At 72.9% G+C, this 23,359-nt stretch carries 20 protein-coding genes; 7 read left to right on the forward strand and 13 right to left on the reverse strand.

The genetic code is table 11. From position 1 onward, the window contains the following. From ABZ939_RS34815 to ABZ939_RS34825, 3 genes are all read left to right on the forward strand, one after another. Nucleotides 1-312: acyl-CoA dehydrogenase family protein (locus tag ABZ939_RS34815; RefSeq protein WP_361864253.1), on the forward strand; the 312-nt coding region annotated here is incomplete at its 5' end. Nucleotides 313-340: 28 nt separating this feature from the next. Continuing rightward, the gene (locus ABZ939_RS34820) at nucleotides 341-1,126 is read left to right on the forward strand and encodes an electron transfer flavoprotein subunit beta/FixA family protein (protein ID WP_361864255.1); all 786 of its coding nucleotides are present in this window, start codon (nucleotides 341-343) and stop codon (nucleotides 1,124-1,126) included. Between the two features lie 33 nt (nucleotides 1,127-1,159). Further along, nucleotides 1,160-2,116, forward strand: a complete 957-nt coding sequence (locus ABZ939_RS34825) for an electron transfer flavoprotein subunit alpha/FixB family protein (RefSeq protein WP_361864257.1) — start codon at nucleotides 1,160-1,162, stop codon at nucleotides 2,114-2,116. A 114-nt stretch (nucleotides 2,117-2,230) separates the two neighbouring features. Here the strand turns inward: ABZ939_RS34825 and ABZ939_RS34830 are convergent, their stop codons facing one another. The 4 genes from ABZ939_RS34830 to ABZ939_RS34845 form a co-directional block, all read right to left on the reverse strand. Then, complete coding sequence (locus ABZ939_RS34830) at nucleotides 2,231-2,629, reverse strand: zinc ribbon domain-containing protein (RefSeq protein WP_361864259.1); 399 nt, start codon at nucleotides 2,627-2,629, stop codon at nucleotides 2,231-2,233. Nucleotides 2,630-2,784: 155 nt separating this feature from the next. Next, entirely contained in the window at nucleotides 2,785-3,495 is a 711-nt protein-coding gene (locus ABZ939_RS34835; RefSeq protein WP_361864261.1) for a TetR family transcriptional regulator, read from the reverse strand. An 87-nt stretch (nucleotides 3,496-3,582) separates the two neighbouring features. After that, nucleotides 3,583-4,344, reverse strand: a complete 762-nt coding sequence (locus tag ABZ939_RS34840) for an SDR family NAD(P)-dependent oxidoreductase (RefSeq protein WP_361864262.1) — start codon at nucleotides 4,342-4,344, stop codon at nucleotides 3,583-3,585. Nucleotides 4,345-4,382: 38 nt separating this feature from the next. Next, the gene (locus ABZ939_RS34845; protein ID WP_361864264.1) at nucleotides 4,383-5,528 is read right to left on the reverse strand and encodes an acyl-CoA dehydrogenase family protein; all 1,146 of its coding nucleotides are present in this window, start codon (nucleotides 5,526-5,528) and stop codon (nucleotides 4,383-4,385) included. 123 nt (nucleotides 5,529-5,651) lie between these two features. On the opposite strand from ABZ939_RS34845, the gene ABZ939_RS34850 reads away from it, so the two are divergent. The 3 genes from ABZ939_RS34850 to ABZ939_RS34860 all read left to right on the forward strand — a co-directional run bounded on the left by ABZ939_RS34850 (nucleotide 5,652) and on the right by ABZ939_RS34860 (nucleotide 7,321). Continuing rightward, a complete protein-coding gene (locus tag ABZ939_RS34850) occupies nucleotides 5,652-6,257 on the forward strand; it encodes a TetR/AcrR family transcriptional regulator (protein WP_361864266.1) in 606 nt (201 codons plus the stop codon). A 168-nt stretch (nucleotides 6,258-6,425) separates the two neighbouring features. After that, nucleotides 6,426-7,094 (forward strand): TNT domain-containing protein, encoded by a 669-nt coding sequence (locus ABZ939_RS34855; RefSeq protein ID WP_361864332.1) that lies wholly within the window; start codon nucleotides 6,426-6,428, stop codon nucleotides 7,092-7,094. After that, entirely contained in the window at nucleotides 7,091-7,321 is a 231-nt protein-coding gene (locus ABZ939_RS34860) for a hypothetical protein (protein ID WP_361864267.1), read from the forward strand. Before ABZ939_RS34855 ends, ABZ939_RS34860 begins: the two co-directional genes overlap by 4 nt. Nucleotides 7,322-7,354: 33 nt before the next feature. Here ABZ939_RS34860 and ABZ939_RS34865 read toward each other — a convergent pair whose 3' ends face one another. From ABZ939_RS34865 to ABZ939_RS34890, 6 genes are all read right to left on the reverse strand, one after another. Next, the gene (locus tag ABZ939_RS34865; RefSeq protein WP_361864269.1) at nucleotides 7,355-8,599 is read right to left on the reverse strand and encodes a GNAT family N-acetyltransferase; all 1,245 of its coding nucleotides are present in this window, start codon (nucleotides 8,597-8,599) and stop codon (nucleotides 7,355-7,357) included. 101 nt (nucleotides 8,600-8,700) lie between these two features. Beyond that, nucleotides 8,701-9,849 carry an XdhC/CoxI family protein gene (locus tag ABZ939_RS34870; protein ID WP_361864271.1) on the reverse strand — a complete coding sequence of 383 codons (1,149 nt, stop codon included), beginning with the start codon at nucleotides 9,847-9,849 and terminating at the stop codon, nucleotides 8,701-8,703. A gap of 42 nt (nucleotides 9,850-9,891) precedes the next feature. Then, the gene (locus ABZ939_RS34875) at nucleotides 9,892-11,367 is read right to left on the reverse strand and encodes an NCS2 family permease (protein WP_361864273.1); all 1,476 of its coding nucleotides are present in this window, start codon (nucleotides 11,365-11,367) and stop codon (nucleotides 9,892-9,894) included. A gap of 235 nt (nucleotides 11,368-11,602) precedes the next feature. Next, complete coding sequence (gene pucD / locus ABZ939_RS34880; RefSeq protein WP_361864275.1) at nucleotides 11,603-14,005, reverse strand: xanthine dehydrogenase subunit D; 2,403 nt, start codon at nucleotides 14,003-14,005, stop codon at nucleotides 11,603-11,605. Nucleotides 14,006-14,007: 2 nt separating this feature from the next. Further along, a complete protein-coding gene (locus tag ABZ939_RS34885; protein ID WP_361864277.1) occupies nucleotides 14,008-14,601 on the reverse strand; it encodes a (2Fe-2S)-binding protein in 594 nt (197 codons plus the stop codon). 2 nt (nucleotides 14,602-14,603) lie between these two features. Next, nucleotides 14,604-15,494 carry a xanthine dehydrogenase family protein subunit M gene (locus ABZ939_RS34890; RefSeq protein ID WP_361864278.1) on the reverse strand — a complete coding sequence of 297 codons (891 nt, stop codon included), beginning with the start codon at nucleotides 15,492-15,494 and terminating at the stop codon, nucleotides 14,604-14,606. A gap of 313 nt (nucleotides 15,495-15,807) precedes the next feature. On the opposite strand from ABZ939_RS34890, the gene ABZ939_RS34895 reads away from it, so the two are divergent. Continuing rightward, entirely contained in the window at nucleotides 15,808-17,499 is a 1,692-nt protein-coding gene (locus ABZ939_RS34895; protein ID WP_361864280.1) for a PucR family transcriptional regulator ligand-binding domain-containing protein, read from the forward strand. Between the two features lie 211 nt (nucleotides 17,500-17,710). Here ABZ939_RS34895 and ABZ939_RS34900 read toward each other — a convergent pair whose 3' ends face one another. From ABZ939_RS34900 to ABZ939_RS34910, 3 genes are all read right to left on the reverse strand, one after another. Further along, nucleotides 17,711-19,459, reverse strand: coding sequence for an ABC transporter ATP-binding protein (locus ABZ939_RS34900; RefSeq protein WP_361864334.1), 1,749 nt, complete (start codon nucleotides 19,457-19,459; stop codon nucleotides 17,711-17,713). Nucleotides 19,460-20,001: 542 nt separating this feature from the next. Further along, a complete protein-coding gene (locus ABZ939_RS34905) occupies nucleotides 20,002-21,738 on the reverse strand; it encodes an ATP-binding cassette domain-containing protein (RefSeq protein ID WP_361864282.1) in 1,737 nt (578 codons plus the stop codon). After that, nucleotides 21,735-23,357 (reverse strand): nitroreductase, encoded by a 1,623-nt coding sequence (locus ABZ939_RS34910; RefSeq protein WP_361864284.1) that lies wholly within the window; start codon nucleotides 23,355-23,357, stop codon nucleotides 21,735-21,737. Before ABZ939_RS34910 ends, ABZ939_RS34905 begins: the two co-directional genes overlap by 4 nt. Nucleotides 23,358-23,359: the final 2 nt, after the last annotated feature.

The raw sequence follows: 23,359 nt of genomic DNA on the forward strand, positions 1-23,359 counted from the left end.
GACTTCCAGGGCGTGCAGTTCATGCTCGCCGACATGGCCATGAAGCTCGAGGCCGCCCGCCAGCTCACCTACGCCGCCGCCGCCAAGTCCGAGCGTGTGGACGGCGATCTGACCTTCTTCGGCGCCGCGGCCAAGTGCTTCGCCTCCGACGTCGCCATGGAGGTCACCACCGACGCCGTCCAGCTCCTCGGCGGCTACGGCTACACCCGCGACTACCCCGTCGAGCGCATGATGCGCGACGCCAAGATCACCCAGATCTACGAAGGCACCAACCAGGTCCAGCGCATCGTCATGGCCCGCAACCTCCCGTAATCGTCTGTCACTTGAAAGGAGCCAGGCCGTGACCCTGAGGATCGCTGTCTGTGTGAAGTACGTACCCGACGCGACCGGCGACCGCGGTTTCGCCGACGACCTGACGGTCGACCGCGACGAGGTCGACGGCCTGCTGTCGGAGCTGGACGAGTACGCCGTCGAGCAGGCGCTGCGCATCTCCGAGGAGTCCGACGACGCGGAGGTCACCGTCATCACGGTCGGCCCGGACGACGCCAAGGACGCGCTGCGCAAGGCGCTGTCGATGGGCGCCGACAAGGCCGTCCACGTCAACGACGAGGACATCCACGGCACCGACGTCATCGGCACCTCCGCGATCGTCGCCAAGGCGCTGGAGAAGACCGGCTTCGACCTGGTCATCTGCGGCATGGCATCGACCGACGGCACCATGGGCGTGCTGCCGGCGCTGCTGGCCGAGCGGCTGAACCTGCCGCAGGTCACCCTGCTCTCCGAGGTCTCGGTAGAGGGCGGACTTGTGAAGGGCCGCCGCGACGGCGACGCCGCGACCGAGCAGCTGGAGGCCCCGCTGCCCGCCGTCGTCTCGGTCACCGACCAGTCCGGCGAGGCCCGTTACCCCTCCTTCAAGGGGATCATGGCCGCCAAGAAGAAGCCGGTCGAGGAGCTGGACCTGGACGACCTCGACATCGACGCCGACGAGGTCGGTCTGGCCGGGTCCTGGACCCTGGTCGAGTCGGTCGCGGCCCGCCCGGCCCGTACCGCGGGCACGATCGTCACGGACGAGGGTGACGGCGGCAAGCAGCTCGCCGCCTTCCTGTCCGCCCAGAAGTTCATCTGATCCACCGTCACTATCGTTCAGGAGCAAGGAATCATGGCTGAGATCCTGGTTCTCGTGGACCACGCCGACGGTGCGGTCCGCAAGCCGGCGCTCGAACTGCTCACCCTGGCCCGCCGGATCGGCGAGCCGACGGCCGTCGTACTCGGCGCCGGCGAGGCCGCGGCGTCGATCGCCGCCACCGCCGGCGAGTACGGCGCCGGCACGGTGTACGTCGCGGACGGCGCCGAGTTCGCCGAGCAGCTCGTCGTGCCGAAGGTCGACGCGCTCACCCAGATCGCGAAGGACAAGGGCGTCGCCGCCGTCCTCGTGACCTCCTCCGGCGAGGGCAAGGAGGTCGCCGCGCGCGTCGCGCTGCGCCTCGGCTCCGGTCTGATCACCGACGCCGTGGAGCTGGAGGCCGGCGAGAACGGTCCCGTCGCGACCCAGTCCGTCTTCGCCGCCTCGTACCAGGTGAAGTCGACCGTGTCGCACGGCGTCCCGGTCATCACCGTCAAGCCCAACTCGGCCGCTCCGGAGGCCGCCCCGGCCGCCGGTACCGTCGAGAACGTCGCCGTCGCCTTCACCGGCAACGCGGCCAAGGTCGTCTCGCGCACCCCGCGCGTCTCCACCGGCCGCCCCGAGCTGACCGAGTCCGCGATCGTGGTCTCCGGTGGCCGTGGTGTCGGCGCGGCCGAGGGCTTCGAGGTCGTCGAGAAGCTCGCCGACTCGCTCGGTGCGGCGGTCGGCGCCTCGCGTGCCGCCGTCGACGCCGGCTGGTACCCGCACTCCAACCAGGTCGGCCAGACGGGCAAGCAGGTCTCGCCGCAGCTGTACATCGCGGCGGGCATCTCCGGCGCGATCCAGCACCGGGCCGGCATGCAGACCTCGAAGACGATCGTCGCGGTCAACAAGGACGCCGAGGCACCGATCTTCGACCTCGTCGACTACGGCGTGGTCGGTGACCTCTTCGCCGTCCTGCCGCAGCTGACGGACGAGATCGGCGCGCGGTAGGGGCCGGTCCCCCGCCGAAAGGAATCGGCCCGGTGGCACAGAGTGCCACCGGGCCGATTTCGTCGTCTCCGGAGCCGGCGCGGGCTCGCAGCCCGCGCGGGCTCGGAGCCTGCCTCAGATCCAGCCGTCGAGCGGGACCTCCTCGCAGAGCCGGACGACCGGCTGCTGCCCGGAGGCGGTCGAGCGCGCGGAGATCCTGACCCGGACGCCGGGGCGCACCGCGTGCGGCGGCCCGTCGACGCGGCACCGGACGACGAAGCCCTCGGCCATGTGCACCGGCCACAGATCGGCGTCGGCGGCCGTGACCCCGCGGCGTACGGTGATCACGCCCTCGCCCTCGCTGCGTTCGGGCGCGAGGTCGGTCGACCCGCAGGTCGGACAGAGCAGGCGCTGGAAGGTGGTGGTCTGGCACCAGCGGCAGAGCTGGTAGTAGAGCTCGGCGTCAGCGGCCGATTCCTCGGTCCGGACGGCGGTGCTCCCGGTCCTCAGTCCCGTGGATCCCGTGTGGAACACGATGCGTTCTCCTTGCACTCGGCGGCTCGACCGTGCTGCATGGAGCCAAGATATGGCACTGAGTGCCATCAAATAAAGACCTGAGTTCCCTCAATTGAAGATACTGAGATCCCTCAAGATCGCCGAAGAGCGTTCGAAGATCGACACGGGGCCTCTCAGCTCTCGCCGAGGCTCGACTCCACCTCGCGCACCACGCGCCACATCGGCGTCGACCGCTTGGTGATCACCACGACGACGTCCTCGGTCTCCTCGCTGGGGACGCCACCGCCCTGGCCGCCCCCGCCCCAGGTGGCGCGGACGAACTCCAGGGCCTGGTCCACCTCCGCCAGCGGGTCGCCCTCGCCGCCCGAGCGCAGCCAGTGGCGCAGGGCGTGGTTGTGGGCCGCGACCACGGAAGCGGCGACCACGTTGGCCCGCAGGGTGCCGTCGCGACGATCGGCCCAGCGGGTGCGCAGATAGTCGCCGAGCGTCTTCTCGTACCGCCAGACGACCGAGAGCTCGTACGTCCGCAGGCCCGTCACCTCGCGGGTGAGGCGGTAGCGCTGGACGGAGAAGGTCGGGTTCTCGGCGTACATCCGCATGACGAGGCGGGTGGCGTCGCAGATCCGGACCAGGGGGTCGTCGGCGTCCCCGCTCGCGGCGAGGAACTCGGTCATGTCGGCGAGGCTCTGCTCGTGGTCGGGGAAGACCACGTCCTCCTTGGACGGGAAGTACCGGAAGAAGGACCGCCGGCCGACCCCGGCGAGGGTGACGATGTCGTCGACGGTGGTCTGTTCGTACCCGCGCTCGAGAAAGAGCTGGAAGGCCGCGGCGATAAGGGCTTCCCGCATCGCGGGCTTGGCGGTGTTCGTCGACGCAGTTCCCATGGCCCGAACCTAACATCCGGCGGCCCGAAACGCGGCACTTGGTGCCAGCCTGAGCTGGCACCAAGTGCTGTCAGGAACGCGCCGTGGTCAGCGGGCCGCCATGCGAAGGGCGCCGTCCATCCGGATCGTCTCGCCGTTGAGATAGTCGTGCTCGGCGACCATCGTGACGAGGCGGGCGTACTCCTCGGGACGGGCGAGACGCTGCGGGAAGGTGACGCTCGCGCCGAGCCCGGCCCGGATCTCCTCGCTGAATCCGGCCATCATCGGGGTGTCGACGATCCCGGGCGCGATGGTGACGACCCGGATGCCGAACTGGGCGAGGTCACGGGCGGCGGTGACGGTCATACCGGCGACGCCGGCCTTGGAGGCGGCGTACGCGATCTGGCCGACCTGGCCCTCGAAGGCGGCGATCGAGGCGGTGTTGACGACCAGGCCGCGCTGGCCGTTCTCGTCCGGCTCCTGGCGCGCGATGGCCTCGGCGGCCAGCCGCATCACATTGAACGTCCCCAGCAGGTTGACGTTCAGGACCGTGCGGAACAGGTCGAGGTCGTGCGGGCCCTTCCGGCCCAGGATCCGGGCGGAGGGGGCGATGCCCGCGCAGTTGACGGCGAGCCGCAGCTCGGCGCCGTCGGCCTCGATCCGGGCGAGGGCCTCGCGGACGGGGCCCTCCTCGGTGACGTCGGCGGCGAGCAGGGTGACGCCGTCGGGCAGGGGCCCGGCCGCCGCGACGGCCTTGTCCAGGTCCAGGCCGTAGACGGTCGCGCCGCGGGCGGCCAGTGCGGCGGCGGTGGCGGCGCCCAGGCCGGAGGCGGCGCCGGTGACGAGCGCGGCGGAGCCGGCGATGTCCATGGAACTCCTCGAACGTGTACGAGAGCGGGTACGGAGGCTCAGCGGGCGAGCTGGCGGCTGATGACGAGCCGCTGGATCTGGTTGGTCCCCTCGAAGATCTGCATGATCTTGGCCTCGCGCATGTAGCGCTCGACCGGGAAGTCGCGGGTGTAGCCATACCCGCCGAGGACCTGGACGGCGTCCGTGGTCACCTTCATGGCGGCGTCGGTCGCGATCAGCTTGGCGGCGCTGGCCTGACGGCTGAAGGGGCGGCCGAGGTCGCGGCGGCGGGCCGCGTCGAGGTAGGTGGCGCGCGCCGAGTCGACGGCCGCGGCCATGTCGGCGAGGAGGAAGCCGAGGCCCTGGTGGTCGACGATCTTCCGGCCGAAGGTGGTGCGCTCGTTGGCGTAGTCGACGGCGGCGTCGAGCGCGGCCTGGGCCAGGCCCGTGGCGCAGGCGGCGATGCCGAGGCGGCCGCAGTCGAGCGCGCTGAACGCGATCTGGAGGCCCTGCCCCTCGTCGCCGATGAGCCGGTCGGCCTCCAGGAGGGCGCCGTCCCAGTGGGCGGAGGTGGTGGGAACGGCCTGGAGGCCCATCTTCCGCTCGGGCTTGCCGAAGCTGAGGCCCTCGGTCTCGCCGGGGGCGAGGAAGCAGGAGATGCCGTGGCTGCCCGGTGCGGTGCGGGCGAAGAGGGCGTAGAAGCCGGCCTTGCCGCCGTGGGTGATCCACGCCTTGTTGCCGGTCACCCGGTACGCGGCGCCGTCCTCCGTGCGCTCGGCCTTGCAGTTCAGCGCGGCGGCGTCGGAGCCGGCCTGCGGCTCGGAGAGGCTGTAGCCGCCGATGGTCTCGCCGGCGAGCATCGCGGGCAGCCAGCGCTCCTTCTGCTCCGCGGTCCCGAAGGAGTGCAGGGGGTGGCAGGCGAGCGTGTGGACGCTGGTGGCGACGGCGACGGCCGCCCAGCGGGCCGCCAGTTCCTCCAGGACCTGGAGGTACACCTCGTACGGCTGGCCTCCGCCGCCGAACTCCTCCGGGTACGCGAGGCCGAGCAGCCCGGCCTCGCCCAGGGTGGTGAACAGACCTTCCGGGTACGTCTCGGCGGCCTCGTGCTCGTCCACGCGGGGGGAGAGCTCCTTGTCGGCGATCTCCCGCGTGAGGGCGATGAGGTCCGCTGCCTCGGGGGTGGGAAGCAGGCGGTCGACATCCATGGCGACTCCAGTGACACTCAGCACCGACGTAACGGTACTGCGGGCGGTACGGCAGTACCGTTGAGAGTAGCGCAGAAGGGTTCCGCCGTAACCCCCCGAACGGGTCGACGGCATACTGTTCGGGTGATCGAGACCTCAGCCGTCGGCGCCCCCAAGCTGACGGGCCGCGGCGCGGCCCGCAGGTCCGCCCTGTTCGAGGAGCTGGTGGCCCTCCTGGTCGGCGAGGGCTTCGCCCAGCTCACCCTGGACGATCTCGCGGCCCGGCTGCGCTGCTCCAAGCGCACGCTCTACGGCCTGGCGGACAGCAAGGAACAGCTCGTCCGGGCGGCCGTGGTCCACTTCTTCCGGCGCGCGACCACCCGCGTCGAGGCCGTCCTGGCGGCGGAGCGGGAGCCCGCGGAGCGGCTGGCCGCGTACCTGCGGGCGGTCGCCGCGGAACTGGCCCCGGTCTCCCCGCAGTTCTTCGACGACGTGGCCGCGTTCGAGCCGGCCGCCGAGGTCTACGAACGCAACACGCGCGCTGCCGCGGGCCGGGTGCAGCAGCTGATCGAGGAGGGCGTGCGCGCGGGCGCCTTCCGCGAGGTGCACGTGACCTTCGCGGCCGATGTCATCGCCTCCGTCATGGTCCGCATCCAGCAGCGGCAGGTCGCGGCTGCGACCGGGCTCGCGGACGCGGAGGCGTACGGGCAGCTCGCGGAACTGCTCCTGAACGGCCTGCGCAAGAACTGAAACCGCCCCCGCGGCATCTGGCCGGTACCGACTCCTCCTCCCTCACTCTCCGCAGGTGATCCACTACCGTGTGCGGCGCGTCGATTCGCCATGACACTTCGCCAACAGGGAGATCTCCGCGTGGAGCGCAGCCGTACCGACCTGAGGATCCGTGCCGTACTCGCCGCGATGGGCGTCACGGCCGCGCTGGCCACCGCCCCGGCGGCACAGGCCGCGCCCTCCCCCGAGCTCTTCGAGCAGGGCGGACCCCCGGCCCCTGCGGCGGCGAGCGTGCCGCCCGCGCCGTGCACCGGCGAGTTCGAGGGCGACAAGAGGCTCGGCCCGCGGTACCTGCCGAAGAAGAAGCAGGAGCCGGTGGGCCCGCTGCTGCGTCACTACCACCGCACCGGGAAGCTCTCCTCCGCGGACTTCCTCAAGAAGTACTGGGAGGGCCCGGCCGACACCGGCAGCTGGAAGTACCCGCCGAACGACGGCTTCGCCGAGGTCAACGGCAAGATCGACAAGGCGCCGGACGTCCTGGAGGAGGGCGAACGCCTGGACCGCTTCGGCTCGGAGTACGGCTCCTACCTCGCCCCGGCCGGCGACCTGTACGCCAAGCGCGCGCTGCCGCCCCACAACCTGAACACCCGCGACGCGGCCTTCCCCTGCGACTACCACCTGTACGAGGTGACCAAGTCGTTCACCGTGTGGGAGGGCGGGATCGCGCCCTGGTTCGAGCAGCCGGGCGGCGGCCGCCAGATCAAGCTCGACCCGGCGTTCCTGAACCCGGGCGACGGTCAGCGTCTGAACGTGAAGTGGCTGCTCGACAACGGCTATCTGGAGCGCGTCACCGCGTGAACCGGTCCGCCCTGGCCCGGGCACTCCGCGCGGCCGGAGTGCCCGATGGCCACTACTGGATCGAAGGCGTCCACGAACCGGCGCCCACCCCGCCGGACTTCGTCTATCTGCGGTCGCGGGAGGACGGCGGCTGGGAGGTGGGCGTGTACGAGCGGGGCGCGTACGAGCCGGTCGGCACGCACGCCACCGAGGCGGAGGCCTGTGCCCATTTCCGTACGCTGATCTGAACCGCTGGTCTCAGGCGTCGGCCTGAGACCAGGTCAGAACTCGTCGTCGGTGTGCGGGAGTCGCTCCGTCCGCAGCGCCGTGTCGAGCGTGGCGGCGGCGCCCGGAGTGTGTTCCTCCACCATGCCCGCGGCGACCAGGTCCGTGACCCGCGTGCCACCGAGGTAGCAGGTGGCCAGGTCCCGTACGCCGAAGGAGAGGTCGACCGGGTCGCCGGTCGGCTCGTACCGGGATCCGCCCGGGCCCGCCGTCAGGCGGAAGCGGCCGGAGTTGGCGGGGAGGCCGCTGTCGTGCACCTCCAGGACGAGATCCGCCGGGGCGGCCCAGCCGCGGGCCGTCAGCGCCGCGCGGACGTCGACGAGGCGCACCCACAGCGCGGGGAACTGCGCCGTCACCCGCACCTGGTCGCGGTCGCCCGCGAAGAGGAGCAGCGGGTCGTCGAGCGGTCGGCCCCAGGCGCGGACGGTGCCGGTCAGGTCGATCGAGGCCAGATAGCGCCAGAGCGCGGCGGCGACGGCCGGGGTGTCGGCCTCCAGTTCGTCGACGCGCACCAGGCCGGGGGTGTGGGTCTCGTCGTTCTCGCCCTTGGTGCGGTAGACGGCGTATCCGGCGACGGGATCGCCGAGGGCGACGACCCGGGGCGGGGAGAGCTCGTCGTCCTCCTCGTCCTTGTCGGCGAGCCACTCCCCGCTCCAGCGTTCCTCGTCCCGTGCGATCCGCCCGGCCCGCCGGGCGCGCGTGGCCTCGAAGTAGGGTCCGACGGCCGCGGGCGCGTCGGCCGGGTCGATCAGACGCAGCGGGCGCTCGTCGGGGTCGATGCGCAGGGCGAGCGGGCGCCGTGAGTCGATCTCGACGGTGGCGCCCTGGGTGGCGGGCCCGAAGCCGAACCGGCCGTAGATGGCGTCCTCGGAGGCCCACAGGGCGGCGATCGGCGCGGCGCGCTCGGCGGACCTGCGGAAGAGTTCGGCGATCAGGGCGGAGAGCACGCCACGGCGCCGGTGGGTGGGTGTCACGGAGACGAACGTGAGGCCGGGGCAGGGCAGTTCGCCGCCGGGCACGGAGAGGGTGAAGTGGTGGGCGGCGACGAAGCCGACGAGGGTCTCGCCGTCGTACGCCCCGATCCGCTCGCAGGGAAGCAGCAGTTCGCGGTGGTGCTTGCGCTGCTCCTCCTCGGGACGCTCGTGGAAGACGAGGTACGCGAGGTCGAGGGCGCGGTCGAGATGGGCTTCCGGTACGTCGCGAAGGTCTACGTTCCGAGTGTCGGCGTCACGAATCTCCATGATCCGGACCCTAACCCTCGGCCCTCCCGCGCTCTCGTTCTTTCCGGCCCCGCCGTGCCGCGCGGGCGGCGGGCGGCGGGCGGGGGCCGGCGCGGCGAACGTCAGGCGACGGAACCTATCCGGCCGGCCGGTTCGCGCGGGCCGTCGTGGTGGATCGGGGTGTGGGCGCCGGTCAGGGAGACGCCGGAGCCGCCGCGCCGGTTGGCGACGATCTCGGCGGCGATGGACAGGGCCGTCTCCTCCGGGGTGCGGGCGCCGAGGTCGAGGCCTATCGGGGAGCGCAGGCGGGCGAGTTCGAGCTCGGTGACGCCGACCTCGCGGAGGCGCTTGTTGCGGTCCTCGTGGGTGCGGCGGGAGCCCATCGCGCCGACGTAGGCGACGGGAAGCTTCAGGGCCGCTTCGAGGAGCGGAACGTCGAACTTGGCGTCGTGGGTGAGCACGCACAGGACGGTCCGCGCGTCGACGTCGCCGGAGGCGGCGGACGCCTCGAGGTAGCGGTGGGGCCATTCGACGACGATCTCGTCGGCCTCGGGGAAGCGGAGCTTCGTCGCGAAGACCGGCCGGGCGTCGCACACGGTGACGTGGTAGCCGAGGAACTTGCCGACCCGGACGAGCGCGGAGGCGAAGTCGATGGCGCCGAAGACGATCATGCGGGGGGCCGGCACGGAGGACTCGACCAGGAGGGTGAGCGGCTGTCCGCAGCGGCTGCCGTCCTCGCCGATCTCGACGGTGCCGGTGCGGCCCGCGTCCAGCATGGCCAGGGCCTCGCCGGCCGCCGTGCGGTCCAGCTCGGGGTGGCCGCCGAGGCCGCCCTCGTACGAACCGTCGGGGCGGACGAGCAGCGCCCGCCCCATCAGGTCCTCGGGTCCTTCGGTGATCCGTGCCAGCGCCGCCGGCTCCCTGACGGCCGCCGCCGCCAGGGCGGCGGGGAAGACCCCGCCACGTACCGGCGTGACGAGGATGTCGATGATCCCGCCGCAGGTCAGGCCCACGGCGAAGGCGTCCTCGTCGCTGTATCCGAAGCGCTCGACGACGGCCTTGCCGTCCTCGAGGGCCTGTTGGCACAGCTCGTAGACCGCACCCTCCACACACCCGCCGGAGACCGATCCGATCGCCGTGCCGTCGCTGTCGACGGCGAGTGCGGCGCCCGGCTGCCGGGGCGCGCTCCCGCCGACCGCCACGACCGTGGCGACGGCGAACTCGCGTCCCTGCTCGACCCACCGGTGCAGCTCTTCGGCGATGTCCAGCATCTCGAACTCCTCGATATGTGTGTGGAGGGCGACGGTAAGGCGTCAGCCAACGCCGAGCCAGCTCTCGATCGGATGGATGGCGAAGTACACGATGAAGATCGCGGTCAGGCCCCACATGAAGGCGCCCACTTCGCGTGCCTTGCCCTGCGCCACCTTGATGACGGCGTAGGAGATGACACCGGCCGCGACACCCGTGGTGATGGTGTACGTGAACGGCATCAGGACCACGGTGAGGAACACCGGGATCGCTACGGAGCGGTCGCTCCAGTCGACGTGCTTGGCGTTCTGCATCATCATCGCGCCGATGACGACCAGGGCCGCGGAGGCGACCTCGGCGGGCACGATCGCGGTGAGCGGGGTGAAGAAAAGACAGGCCGCGAAGAACGCGCCGGTGACGACGGAGGACAGACCCGTACGGGCACCCTCACCGACGCCGGTCGCCGACTCGACGAAGACCGTCTGGCCGGAGCCGCCGACGCCGCCACCGATGACACCGCCGGCGCCGTCGATGAACAGGGCCTTGGACAGGCCCGGCATGCGGCCCTTGTCGTCCGCGAGGTTGGCCTCGGAGCCGACGCCGATGATCGTGGCCATGGCGTCGAAGAAGCCGGCCAGGACCAGGGTGAAGACGATCATGGTGATCGTGATGTAGCCGACGTCGCCCCAGCCGCTGAAGGACACTTCGCCGATGAGCGAGAAGTCCGGTGCGGAGACGGCGCTGCCGTTGAGCTCCGGCGCGCCGGAGAACCAGGCGCCCGCGCCCTTGGCCGGGATGTCGGCGACGGCGTTGACGATCATGGCGATGACGGTGCCGGCGACGATGCCGATCAGGATGGCGCCGGGGATGTTGCGGGCCTGCAGCGCGAAGATCAGCAGCAGGGTGACCGCGAAGATGAGGACGGGCCAGCCCTGGAGCTCACCGAGCGGGCCGAGGGTGACCGGGCCACCACCGGGCGAAGGGTTCTCGTGGACGAAGCCGGCCTTGACGAAGCCGATGATCGCGATGAAGAGACCGATACCGATCGTGATCGCGTGCTTGATCGCCAGGGGAATGGCGTTCATGATCATCTCACGCAGGCCGGTGACCACCAGAAGGCAGATCACCGCACCGTAGGCCACACACATGGCCATCGCCTGCGGCCAGGTCATGACGGAGATGACCTGCGAGGAGAGCACACCGGAGACGCTGAGCCCCGCTGCCAGGGCGAGGGGGACCTTGCCCCAGAAGCCCATGAGCAGGGTGGTCACCGCGGCGGCCAGGGCGGTCGCCGTGATGAGGGCGGGCTGGCTGAGGACGTTTCCGTCCACATCCTTGCCGCCGAGGATCAGGGGGTTGAGCAGGAGAATGTACGCCATCGCCATGAAGGTGGTGACGCCGCCGCGGATCTCCGTCGCGACGGTGGATCCTCTCTCCGAGATGTGAAAGTACCGGTCGAGCCAAGAACGGCCGGCGGGGACGTTGGAGCCGGAGCCCGCGTCCTCCGAGGCGGTCTTGGGCTCCACTGACGACTGGGTCATGGGGCCTACTCCCAAGGTTCAAAGGGGCACCCGCTTAAGACTTTCCGAAGGTCAGACAAGCTGCGGGATTTGGGATGATGCGTGGGCTGCACGACCCGGGGGACGGCCCGAGACGAACGGGTGAATCGGTACTGCGGGTACTGCGGGGTACTGCTTGGTACTGCTGGGGTTGCTCCGGGCGGTACGGGCTGGGGAAGTGTGACGTTCCTGGGAGGCACGCACCGCCCGGAGAGACCTACAGGGTGCCGGTGAGCGCTTCGGGGCGGACCGGCGTCTTGTTGAGCTCCAGGCCGGTCGCGTTCCGGATCGCCGCGAGGACGGCCGGGGTGGACGACAGGGTCGGGGCCTCGCCGAGTCCCCGCAGGCCGTACGGCGCGTTGGGGTCGGCCAGTTCGAGTACGTCGACCGGGATGGTCGGCGTGTCGAGGATCGTCGGGATCAGGTAGTCCGTGAAGGAGGGGTTGCGCACCTTCGCGGTCTTCGGGTCCACGATGATCTCTTCCATCACCGCGACGCCCAGGCCCTGGGTGGTACCACCCTGGATCTGGCCGACGACGGAGAGCATGTTGAGCGCCTTGCCGACGTCCTGGGCGGTGGCGAGCTCGATGACCTTGACCAGGCCGAGCTCGGTGTCCACCTCCACCACCGCGCGGTGCGCGGCGAAGGTGTACTGGACGTGGCCGTCGCCCTGGCCGGTGACCAGGTCGAACGCGACGGTCGGGCGGTGCCGGAACTCGTGCTCCTGGTCCACGGCCTCGCCCTCCAGGACGTCGGCCAGGTCCGCGAGGACCTCGCCGCCGTCGGTGACGACCTTGCCGTTCTCGAGCAGGAGCTCGGCGGTGGCCCACGCCGGGTGGTACGAGCCGAACTTGCGGCGGCCGATCTCGAGGACGGCCTCGCGCACCTTCTCGCAGGTGTTCTTCACCGCGCCACCGGTCATGTAAGTCTGCCGGGAGGCGGACGTCGAACCGGCGGAGCCGACCTGGGTGTCGGCCGGGTGGATGGTCACCTGCGTGACACCCAGCTCCGTGCGGGCGATCTGGGCGTGGACGGTGACACCGCCCTGGCCGACCTCCGCCATGGCCGTGTGGACCATCGCGACGGGCTCGCCGTTGATGACCTCCAGGCGCACGCGGGCGGTGGAGTAGTCGTCGAAGCCCTCGGAGAAGCCGACGTTCTTGATGCCGACCGCGTAGCCGACACCGCGGACGACGCCCTCGCCGTGCGTGGTGTTGGACAGACCACCCGGCAGCGCGCGGACGTCCGCCTGCTCGCCGGCGGTGAGCCACTGCTGCTCCGGCGGCATCGGGCGGGCCTTGACGCGGCGCAGCAGCTCGGCGACCGGGGCCGGCGAGTCCACGACCTGGCCGGTCGGCATGATCGTGCCCTGCTCCATGGCGTTCAGCTGGCGCAGCTCCACCGGGTCCATGCCCAGCTTCGCCGCGAGCTTGTCCATCTGCGCCTCGTACGCGAAGCAGGCCTGGACGGCGCCGAAGCCGCGCATCGCGCCACAGGGCGGGTTGTTCGTGTAGAGCGCGACGGCCTCGATGTCGACGTCGTCGATGACGTACGGGCCGACGGAGAGCGAGGACGCGTTGCCGACGACGGCCGGGGAGGCCGAGGCGTAGGCGCCGCCGTCCAGCACGATCCGGCACTTCATGTGCGTGATCTTGCCGTCCTTGGTGGCGCCGTGCTCGTACCAGAGCTTCGCCGGGTGGCGGTGCACGTGGCCGAAGAAGGACTCGAAGCGGTTGTAGACGATCTTGACCGGCTTGTTCGTGGCGAGCGCCAGGAGGCAGGCGTGGATCTGCATCGAGATGTCCTCGCGGCCGCCGAAGGCACCGCCGACGCCGGACAGCGTCATACGGACCTTCTCCTCGGGCAGGCCGAGGACCGGGGCGATCTGCTTGAGGTCCGAGTGCAGCCACTGGGTGGCGACGTAGAGGTCGACACCGCCGTCCTCGGCGGGCACGGCGAGGCCGGACTCCGGGCCGAGGAAGGCCTGGTCCTGCATGCCGAAGGTGTACTCGCCCTCGACGATCACGTCGGCCCGCTTGCGGGCCTCCTCCACGTTGCCGCGGATGATCGGCTGGCGGTGCACGATGTTCGGGTGCGGGACGTGACCGGCGTGGTGGTCGTCGCGACCCTCGTGGATCAGCGGGGCGTCGGCGGCGAGGGCGGAGGCCTCGTCCGTGACGACCGGCAGCTCCCGGTAGTCGATCTTGATCTTGGCCGCGGCGCGGCGGGCCGTCTCCGGGTGGTCGGCGGCCACGAGGGCGACCGGCTCACCGTGGTGACGTACCCGGCCGTTGGCGAGAACCGGGGTGTCCTGGATCTCCAGGCCGTAGTTCTTCATCTCGGCCGGCAGGTCGTCGTAGGTCAGCACCGAGTAGACACCGGGCATCGCCAGCGCCTCGGAGATGTCGATGGAGACGATCTCGGCGTGCGCGACGGTGGAGCGGAGCGTCTGGCCCCACAGCATGTCCTCGTGCCACATGTCCGAGGAGTACGCGAACTCACCGGTGACCTTGAGGGTGCCGTCCGGGCGGAGCGTGGACTCGCCGATGCCGCCCTGGGTGTGCTTCTGGGTGACGTTCGTCGGCGTACCCGCCGGAACGGTGCGCGTGTTCTGAGCCATGGTCAGACCGCCTCTCCCTGACGGGCGGCCGCCAGGCGGACCGCGTCCAGGATCTTTTCGTAGCCCGTGCAGCGGCAGAGGTTGCCGGAGAGGGCCTCACGGATGTCCTGGTCGGACGGGTCGCTCTGACGCTCGAGGAGCTCGTCGGCGGCGATCAGCAGACCCGGGGTGCAGAAACCGCACTGGACGGCGCCGGCGTCGATGAACGCCTGCTGGATCGGGGAGAGTTCGACACCCTCACCGGTCTGCGAGTCCTGCCCGGGCTTCGCCTCCCACTGCTTGGCGGCGTCGAGCGAGGTGCCGCAGGCGCCGGAGGCGCAGCCACCGTGGCCGTGCTCCTCGCGCTGCTTGGCGAAGTCGGCGAGACCCTCGACCGTGACGACCTCGCGCCCCTCGACCTGGCCGGCGGCGACCAGGCAGGAACAGACCGGGACCCCGTCGAGACGGACGGTGCAGGAACCGCACTCGCCCTGCTCGCAGGCGTTCTTGGAGCCGGGCAGGCCCATCCGCTCACGCAGGACGTAGAGGAGGGACTCGCCCTCCCAGACGTCGTCGGCTTCCTGCGGACGACCGTTGACCGTGAAATTGACGCGCATGGTTATGCAGCTCCCTCAAGCGTGCGGCCGTTGCCGCGGTACTGCTCCCAGGTCCAGCCGAGCTGGCGGCGGGCCATGATGCCGACGGCGTGGCGGCGGTACTTGGCGGTGCCACGAACGTCGTCGATCGGGTTCGCCGCGCCGGAGCACAGGTCGGCGAACTGCTTCGCGATCGACGGGGTGATGATCTTGCCGCTCTCCCAGAAACCGCCCTCCTCCAGAGCCGCGTTCAGGAAGGCCTCGGCCTCCTTGGCGCGGATCGGGGTCGGTGCGGCCGAACCGATACCGGTGCGGACCGTGCGGGTCTCCGGGTGGAGCGCCAGGCCGAAGGCGCACACCGCGATGACCATCGCGTTGCGCGTACCGACCTTGGAGTACTGCTGCGGGCCGTCCGCCTTCTTGATGTGGACGGTCTTGATGAGCTCGTCGGGCTGCAGCGCGTTGCGCTTGACGCCCGTGTAGAACTCGTCGATCGGGATGAACCGGTTGCCGCGCACCGACTCGACCTCGACCTCGGCGCCCGCCGCGAGCAGCGCGGGGTGCGCGTCTCCGGCCGGCGAGGCGGTACCGAGGTTGCCGCCGACACCACCGCGGTTGCGGATCTGCGGAGAGGCCACGGTGTGCGAGGCGAGCGCGAGGCCCGGCAGCTCGGCCCGCAGGTTCTCCATGATCTGGGTGTACGGAACGGACGCGCCGAGGCGGACGTTCTCCTCGCCGACCTCCCACTCGCGGAGCAGCTCGATACGGTTCAGGTCCAGGAGGTACTCGGGTCGCCGGTGGTCGAAGTTGATCTCGACCATGACGTCGGTGCCACCCGCGATGGGCACGGCCGTGGGGTGCTCTGCCTTGGCGGCGAGCGCCTCCTCCCAGCTGGCGGGGCGAAGGAAGTCCATGGTGGCTCTCTTCTTGTGCTTCTAGTGGTCGGGGGTCGGTCGTTCGGGCCCGGGGGGATGGCCGGCCCTCGACTTCGAATTCATGTTCACGTGCTGTTAACGCGATGTGTGGCCTAGTACACAAGCCCGGCCCGCCCGGGTGCAGTCACCGAAAACATGAAGGAGTTGGCTGGTGACCTTGTTCGTCTTGTAGATTCGAACGAAAGGCGGGCCTCAGTAACCTCGCCGTTTTCCCCTGGAAACGGCGGCACCAGGCCACCTACGACAACGCGACAGTTTTTCGCGACGGACGAGAAGGAACGGCGGCAACGAGATGCGGCTGCGCGCACTGCTGGAAACCGACGCGCTCGGGCTGCGCCTGCTCGGTGGTGAGGACGAGCTGGATCGCACCGTCCGTGGCGTGATGACGACGGACCTCAAGGACCCCAGCCGGTATCTGTCCGGTGGCGAGCTGGTCCTCACCGGCCTCGCCTGGCTGCGGGAGCCGGAGGACGCCGAGCCCTTCGTCCGGATCCTGGCGTCCGCCGGGGTGGCGGGGCTGGCCGCCGGCGAGGCGGAACTCGGCGACATCCCCGACGATCTCGTACAGGCGTGTTTGCGCCATCGGCTGCCGCTGTTCGCAGTGAACGAGTCCGTTGCATTCGCGACGATCACCGAGCATGTTGTTCGACAGGTCTCCGGGGAGCGGGCCGGCGACCTCGCGGCGGTCGTCGACCGGCACCGGCGGCTGATGACCTCCGGCCCGGCGGGCGGCGGCCCCGAGGTCGTCCTCGATCTTCTCGGCTCCGACCTCGACCTCCGGGCCTGGGTCCTCTCCCCCACCGGCCGCCAGATCGCGGGCGCGGGTGAGCCACTGGAGGCCTCGCTCGCCGCCAAGCTGGCCGGCGAGCACCTGGCCGCCACCAGAACAGGGCGGCGCGGCCCGCACCGCCTGAACACCGCCGGAGCCACGTACTCCCTGTTCCCGATCCGCAACACCGGCCGAGGGGCTCCGCCCGCCTCGCGGGACGTACGGGAGACGGTGCTGTCCGACTGGCTGCTGGCCGTCGAGGCCGACGCGGGCGACTGGCCGGCGGCCCGGCTCGACCTGCTCCAGGGCGTCACCCAGCTCATCGCCGTCGAGCGGGACCGGCGGGACGCGGCGCGCACGGTACGGCGCCGGCTCGCGCAGGAGGTCCTCGAACTCGTCCAGACGGGCGCGGCCCCGGCCGAGATCGCCGCCCGTCTGCGGGTCGCCGCCCCGGTGCTGCTGCCCGGCCTCGGGACGGCGCCGCACTGGCAGGTCGTCGTCGCCCGGGTCGAATGGGACGCGGAGGGCGGCGCGGGCGCCGTGGAGACCGGCCCCGTCGCCCAGGCGCTCCTGGAGGAGATCCTCGTCGACCCGGCGACCGTGGGCGCCGACTCCGCCGACCGGATCGCCGTCGCCCACCACGGCGACGAGGCCATCGCCCTGGTGCCGCTGCCCGCGGGACCGGTGCCCGACAGCGAGGACGAGGGCACGACCACCATCGGGCTGCACGCCGACGCGCTGCTCGCGGCGGTACGGGAGCCGCTGTCGTCCGGCCTCGCCGACGACGGCCGCCTCACGCTGGGCGTCAGCGCGGCCGTCCATTCGGCGGAGGGCCTGCGCGGCGCCCTGGAGGAGGCCCGGCACGCCCGCCGTGTGGCCGCCGCCCGTCCGGGCCGCGTGTGCGCCGCGGGCCACCACGAGCTGGCCTCGCACGTCCTGCTCCTCCCGTTCGTGCCGGACGACGTCCGCCGCGCGTTCACGGCCCGGCTGCTCGACCCGCTGCGCGACTACGACCGCCGCCACCGCGCCGAGCTCATCCCCACGCTGGAGGCGTTCCTGGACTGCGACGGCTCCTGGACGCGCTGTGCGACCCGACTGCACCTGCATGTGAACACCCTGCGCTACCGGGTCGGCCGGATCGAGCAACTGACGGGCAGGGACCTGTCGCGTCTGGAGGACAAGCTGGACTTCTTCCTGGCGCTGCGGATGTCCTGAGGCCGGTCGGGGGTCCGTCGCTTGGAGCTGGCGGACGTCCTGGGCCGGTCGGGGGTCGTTCCTGGCGCTGCGGACGTACGGAGGCCTGTCAGGGGTCCGTTCCAGCCGCTGCGGACGTCCTGGCGGCCCCTCGGGGCCATCCTGGCGCTGCGGACGTCCGGAAGCCCCTCAAGGCTCCGCCTCCTGGGTGCGGCGGATGCCCTGACGCCCCTCAGGGCTCCGTACGGGTGAGGAGGGTCCTGAAGGGGCCGTCCTCACCCGTCAGGGCCTCCCAGATGCCGGTCTGCACCACCCGGCCGCCGTCCAGAACCGCAATCCGGTCGGCGCGGCGGATGGTGGAGGGGCGGTGGGCGATGAGGACCGTGGTGCGGGTCTCCGCGCCCGGCGCCGCGGCGAGCGCCTCTGCCAGGTCGGCCTCCCCGGCGGCGTCCAGGTTCGCCGTCGTCTCGTCGAGGACCAGGACGCGAGGCTCGGCGAGCAGGGCACGGCCCAGGGCGACACGGGCCCGCTGGCCGCCCGAGAGCGTGGCGCCGCGCTCGCCGACCGCGAGGCCGGACACCAGATGGCCGATCCCGCAGAGCTCCGCCACCTCCCGGACCCGCTCGTCCGGGGCGTCCGGCGCCGCGATCCGCAGGTTCTCGGCGAGGGTGCCGTGGAAGAGCGGCGCGTCCTGCCCGACCACGGCCACGGCGCGGCGCAGGTCGGTGTCGGCGAGGTGCCGTACGTCGACGGCGTGGTCGCCGACGATCTCCACGACGCCGTCCCCCGGGTCCCAGAACCGGGCCAGCAGATGGGCCACCGTCGACTTCCCGGCCCCCGAGGCCCCGACCAGCGCCACGGTCTCCCCCGGCCGGACGACCAGGTCGACGCCGGCGAGCACGTCCGTACCGCCGTAGTCGAAGCGGACGCCGCGCAGCCGCAGCCCCAGTGGCCCGTCCGGCAGCGGCACGGGCCGCCCGGTCGCCGGCGCGCCCGCCCGGGCCCCGATCGCCGCGCCCACGCGGGCGGCGGCCGCCCGAAGACCACCCGCCTGGCCCAACGCGGCCGCGGAATCCGCGACGGGCGCCAGACAGCCGAGGGCCAGGGCCATGGCGGCCGGTGCCCACGGACCGCTCAGGGTGTGCGCGGCCGCGGCGACGACCCCGACGACCGCCGCGACCACGAGCAGGTCGCGTACGGCGGCCGCGCCCGCCTCCCAGGTGTGCTCGGCGCGCTGCGCGTCCCCGAGCCGCCGGCCGTACGCGCGCAGGCGCGCCCGGCGCCGGTCCAGCGCGCCGAAGGCAAGGAGCTCGCGCAGCCCGTCGACGGTCTCGACGGTCTCCGCGGAGAGCGCCGCGGCGGCTTCGCGGGTCCGCGCCCCGCGGGCCGCCCGGCCGCGCCCGTCGAGGAGCGGCCCGAGGACGAGGAGCCCGGCGGCCGGCAGCACGGCGCCGAGGAGCCACGGGTCGACGAACCCGAGCACGGCGGCGCCGGTGGCGAAGACCGCGCCGGAGGCGAGGAGTTGGGCGACGGCGTGTGCGTAGAAGAACTCCAGCGCCTCCACGTCGCCGAGCGCGGCCGACGCCAGATCCCCACTGCGCCGCCCGGCGATCCGCGCGGGCGCGCTACGGGCGAGCCCGTCGAAGACGCGGACGCGCAGCTCGGCGAGCACGCGGTAGGCCAGATCGTGCGACAGGTCCATCTCCCGCCAGGTGGCGAGCGACCGCAGCAGCACGAGCCCGAGCAGCGCGCCGACTGTCCCGGCGTCAGGCGCCGCCCCGTCCACGACGGCGGCCCCGACGCCGTGCGCGGCAAGCGTGACGAGCACGACGAGCGCAACCTGCCCGCCGAGCGCGGCCCCGAAGGTCCGCACGGCCATCCCCCGATGCGCCCCAAGAACGGGAAGAAGACCCCGCAGGGCGCGAGCCGGTGCAGGTGTGCGGGTGCCGGACGCGACCGAGCCATCAACCGACGCACCCAGGGCCGGGGCGGGCGTGCCAGACGCGGGCGGGGCGTCGACCGGCTCGCCCGGCCCCGGTGAATGCGCGCCGAGCGCGCTCGGGCCGGGCCCGGGCGGGCCGTCGGCCCGCTCGCCCAGGGCCGGGGCGTGCGTGCCAGACGCGGGCGTGGCGTCAACCGGCTCACCCGACCCCGGTGAATGCGTCCCGAGCGCGGTCGGGCCGGGCCCGGGCGGGCCGTCGGCCCGCTCGCCCAGCGCCGGGGCGTGCGTGCCAAGCGCGGTCGGGGCGTCGACCGGACCACCCGGCTCCGGTGAATGCGCGCCGGGCGCGGTCGGGACGGACGTGGGCGGGCCGTCGGCCGGCACTCCCGCCTGCGGCGCGTGCCTGCTGAGCGGGTCCGAGCCGTCGGCTGGCATTCCCGCCTCCGGCGCGTGCATGCCGAGCGCGGCCGAGCCGTCGGCCGGCTCACCCGGCCCCGGTGAATGCGTGCCGGGCGCGGCCGAGCGGTCGACCGGCTCTCCCCGGCGGTCGGGCGCCCGGTCCGTTCCGTGCTCGTGGTCCCTCATGCCGCCTTCTCCTTCGTGCTCGCCGCGGCCACCAGCCGCGCGTACAGGCCGTCCCGTGCCCTCAGCGCGGCATCCGTGCCGATCGCTTCGACGCGGCCGCCGTCCAGGACGACGATCCGGTCCGCGTCGCGTACCGACGCCAGGCGGTGGGCGACGACCAGGCAGGTGCGGCCCCGTGTCGCTTCGCGCAGGGCGCGGCCGATGCGGGCCTCGCGGCGTTCGTCGACGGCGCTGGTCGCCTCGTCGAGGACGAGGACCGGCGCGTCGGCCAGCAACGCCCGCGCCAGCGCGAGCCGTTGGCGCTGGCCGCCCGAGAGCGTCGCGCCGCGCTCGCCGACGACCGTCCCGTAGCCCTCGGGAAGCGCGAGCACCTCCTCGTGGATCCCGGCGGCCCGCGCCGCGGCCCGCAGTTCCCCGTCCGTGGCGCCGGGCCTCGCCAGCCGGAGGTTGTCGGCGACGGTGGCGTGGAAGAGGTACGTCTCCTGGGAGACGACCGCGATTCCGCGCCGCAGGGACGCCAGCGTGTACGTGGTGTGGTCGGCGCCCCCGACCACGATCCGGCCGCCCTCCGGGTCGCTGCCCTCCCGCAGGAGCAGCCCGAGGAGCGTGGACTTGCCCGCGCCGGACGGTCCGACGATCGCCGTAGTCCGGCCGGCCTCAGCGGTGAACGACACGCCGCGCAGGGCGGGTTCGGCCGCGCCGGGGTGCGTGTGGCGGACGTCCTCGAAGCGGATCTCGGGCGCCCCGCCCCAGGCCGCGACGGTCTGCCCGGTGTCCGGCACGGCGCCCGCCGCGGTCCGCAGGGCGGTGATTCCGTCGGCGGCGGAGATGCCGAGGTACCCGGAGTGCCACTCCCGCGACAGGTCGCGCACGGGCCGGAAGCACTCGGAGGCCAGCATCAGGACGAGGTACGTGCCGGTCGCCGCCGTCCGCCCCGACACGGCCGAGGCGCAGGCGACGAGCGCGGCGGCGACCGTGCCGCCCTGGACGGCGAGGTCGGTGATCCCGGTGTCGACCAGCGAGACGCGCAGCTTGGCCACGGTCGCCCGGTGCAGCTCCGCGGACCGTTCCTCCAGCCGCGCGCGGGTACGGCCGACGGCGCCGGCCGCGCGCAGCGCGGGCATCCCCTGCAGCGCCTCCAGATAGTCGGCGGACAGGGCCTCGTACGCACCCCAGTGCTCCTGTCCGCGCCGCGCGAGCAGCCGGTCCCACCAGCGGGGGGCGAAGAGCGCGAGGAGCAGCGCGGGGGCGAGGACGAGCGCCGCGTAGGGCTCGACGCATGCGACGGCGAGGAGCAGGACGGGGGGTACGGCGACGGTGACGAGGAGCTGGGGGAGGTAGCGGGACACGTACGCGTCGACTCCCTCGACACCGTCGACGAGCGTGGCCCGTACGGCCCCGGCGCGCGCGTCCGCCTCTCGGGGGGCTCCGACGGTGCCGAGCCGTTGGAGGAGCGTGTCGCGCAGCCCGGTCCGTACGGTGGCCCCGGCCCGTACGGCGACCTGACGCTGCCTGCGGGTGAGCCAGGCCCTGACGGCCACGGTGCCGAGCACACCGGTGAGGAGCGGGCCGAGATCGTCGGTGGTGCCGCGGGCGATCCGGGCGAGGACGACGGCGAGCAGGGCGGCCTGCGCGAGATGCGTGACCGTGACGGCGACGAGCAGCGCGGTGGCGGCGGTGAGGGGCCCGCGCGCGGGACGTACGGCGCGGACCAGCTCCGGGTGGAGCATCATGACGGCGGGGCTCCTTGGGCGGGGTGGGACGGTGGACGGGCCGGGATGGGCGGTACCGGCAGGCGGTCCTCGGCGTGCCGCTCCGGCCCGCGGCCGAGGGCGAGGGCGTGGAGCACCGGGGAGCGTCCCGGCGGGTCGCCGAGTGCGGCGCCGAGGTCGGCGGACTGCCATGAGCCGATCGGGCGCGAGGCCAACCCGGCTTCGCAGGCGAGGACTTGGGCGAGGCCGACGGCGTAGCCGGCGCCCAGGTGCGTGCGTCGGATCTCGGCGGGCGGGGCGTCGTCGGGGCAGCCGTACGCCAGGAGTACGGCTCCGGCCTCGGCGAGCCACGCCTGCCCCGCGGCCCACCGAGCGAGGGTGGGGCGGGCGTCCCCGGTGGCCAGCGTGCGCAGTTCGGGGCCGCCGAGGACGGCCGGGTCGGGGCCGCCGACGGCCACGCACCAGCAAACGTCCTCGGGTCCGGCGGCCTCGGCCGCGCGCACGAGGCGGGCCAGGTCCGCGCGGTCGGGGACTCCGCCGAAGCCGGGGGGTGCACTGCGTCGACGGACGCCGGACAGCACGGGCGGCAGACCGGGAAACCCGCGCCAACTCCCCTCCCCCGTCCCGCCCGTGACCTCCGCGAGGGTGTCCCAGGCGGCACGGAGCACCGGGGGCACCGGCCTGCGGACGGCCGGGGGCGCGACCCCGGGACCGTGGGCGGCCCAGCACTGGAGCGCGTCGTGGGCGGGCAGGCTGTTCGGGCCCCACCAGGCCGCCGCCACCGCGTGTTCCGGCTCACCGGCGCCCGCTGTCAGGCCCGCGGCGGCGGCCAGGAGCGTCCCGTCCGCGTCCCCGCAGAAGGCGTGCGCTCCGGCCAGGGCGAGGGCCGCGAGCGCGTGGCCGGTGTCGAGGAGGAGCAGCGGCCAGGCACGGTGGCCGTAGTGGGAGGCGGTACGGCGAGCGGTCACCGTCAGCACGACGAGCACGCCGTCCGGGGCACCGTCGGGTGCGCCGCCGCGCGGGTGGAGCCGATGGGCGACGGGGTCGTACGCGTACCTGCCGGGCGCCGGCATGCCACCCGGGCCCACCAGCAGGTGGACGTTCACCGGGTGCAGGGCCCCCGCCGACGCGGCAGGCCGAAACCGTCCGCCCACGAGCGACGCCCGCAGCAGTCGGCCCAGTTCACCCGGCACGGGCACGGCCTCCCCGGGCCAGGCCGTGCCGGCACTCCCCGCCGCGAAGTCACCCCCGGGCTCACGCCCCGACCGCGCGAGCGCGAGGGCGCTCGCGAAGCGGGGGCCTCCGTGCCGGGACGGACCACCGGCCGCCTCAAGCCGACCGATCTGGCCGCGCGGCCCGGAGGGACCGGACGGCCCGGGCGGGTCGGAGGGCTCGGACGGCTCGGACGGCTCGGACGGCTCGGACGTGCCGAACGGACCGGACGGCCCAACCAGACCGGCCAGCTCGGACAGCCCGGACGGCCCGGATGGCCCGGACGGCCCGGACGGCCCGGGCGGCCCGGGCGGCCCAGGCAGGTCGAACGGCCCGGGCAGGTCGGACGGTCCGGGCAGACCGAGCCCTCCGGACGCCCCCGACCGCTCGGGCAGCCCCGGCGCCCGGTCCCCGTACACGTGGGTCATCG

The sequence above is a fragment of the Streptomyces sp. NPDC046712 genome, assembly GCF_040645695.1.
Lineage (GTDB): Bacteria > Actinomycetota > Actinomycetes > Streptomycetales > Streptomycetaceae > Streptomyces.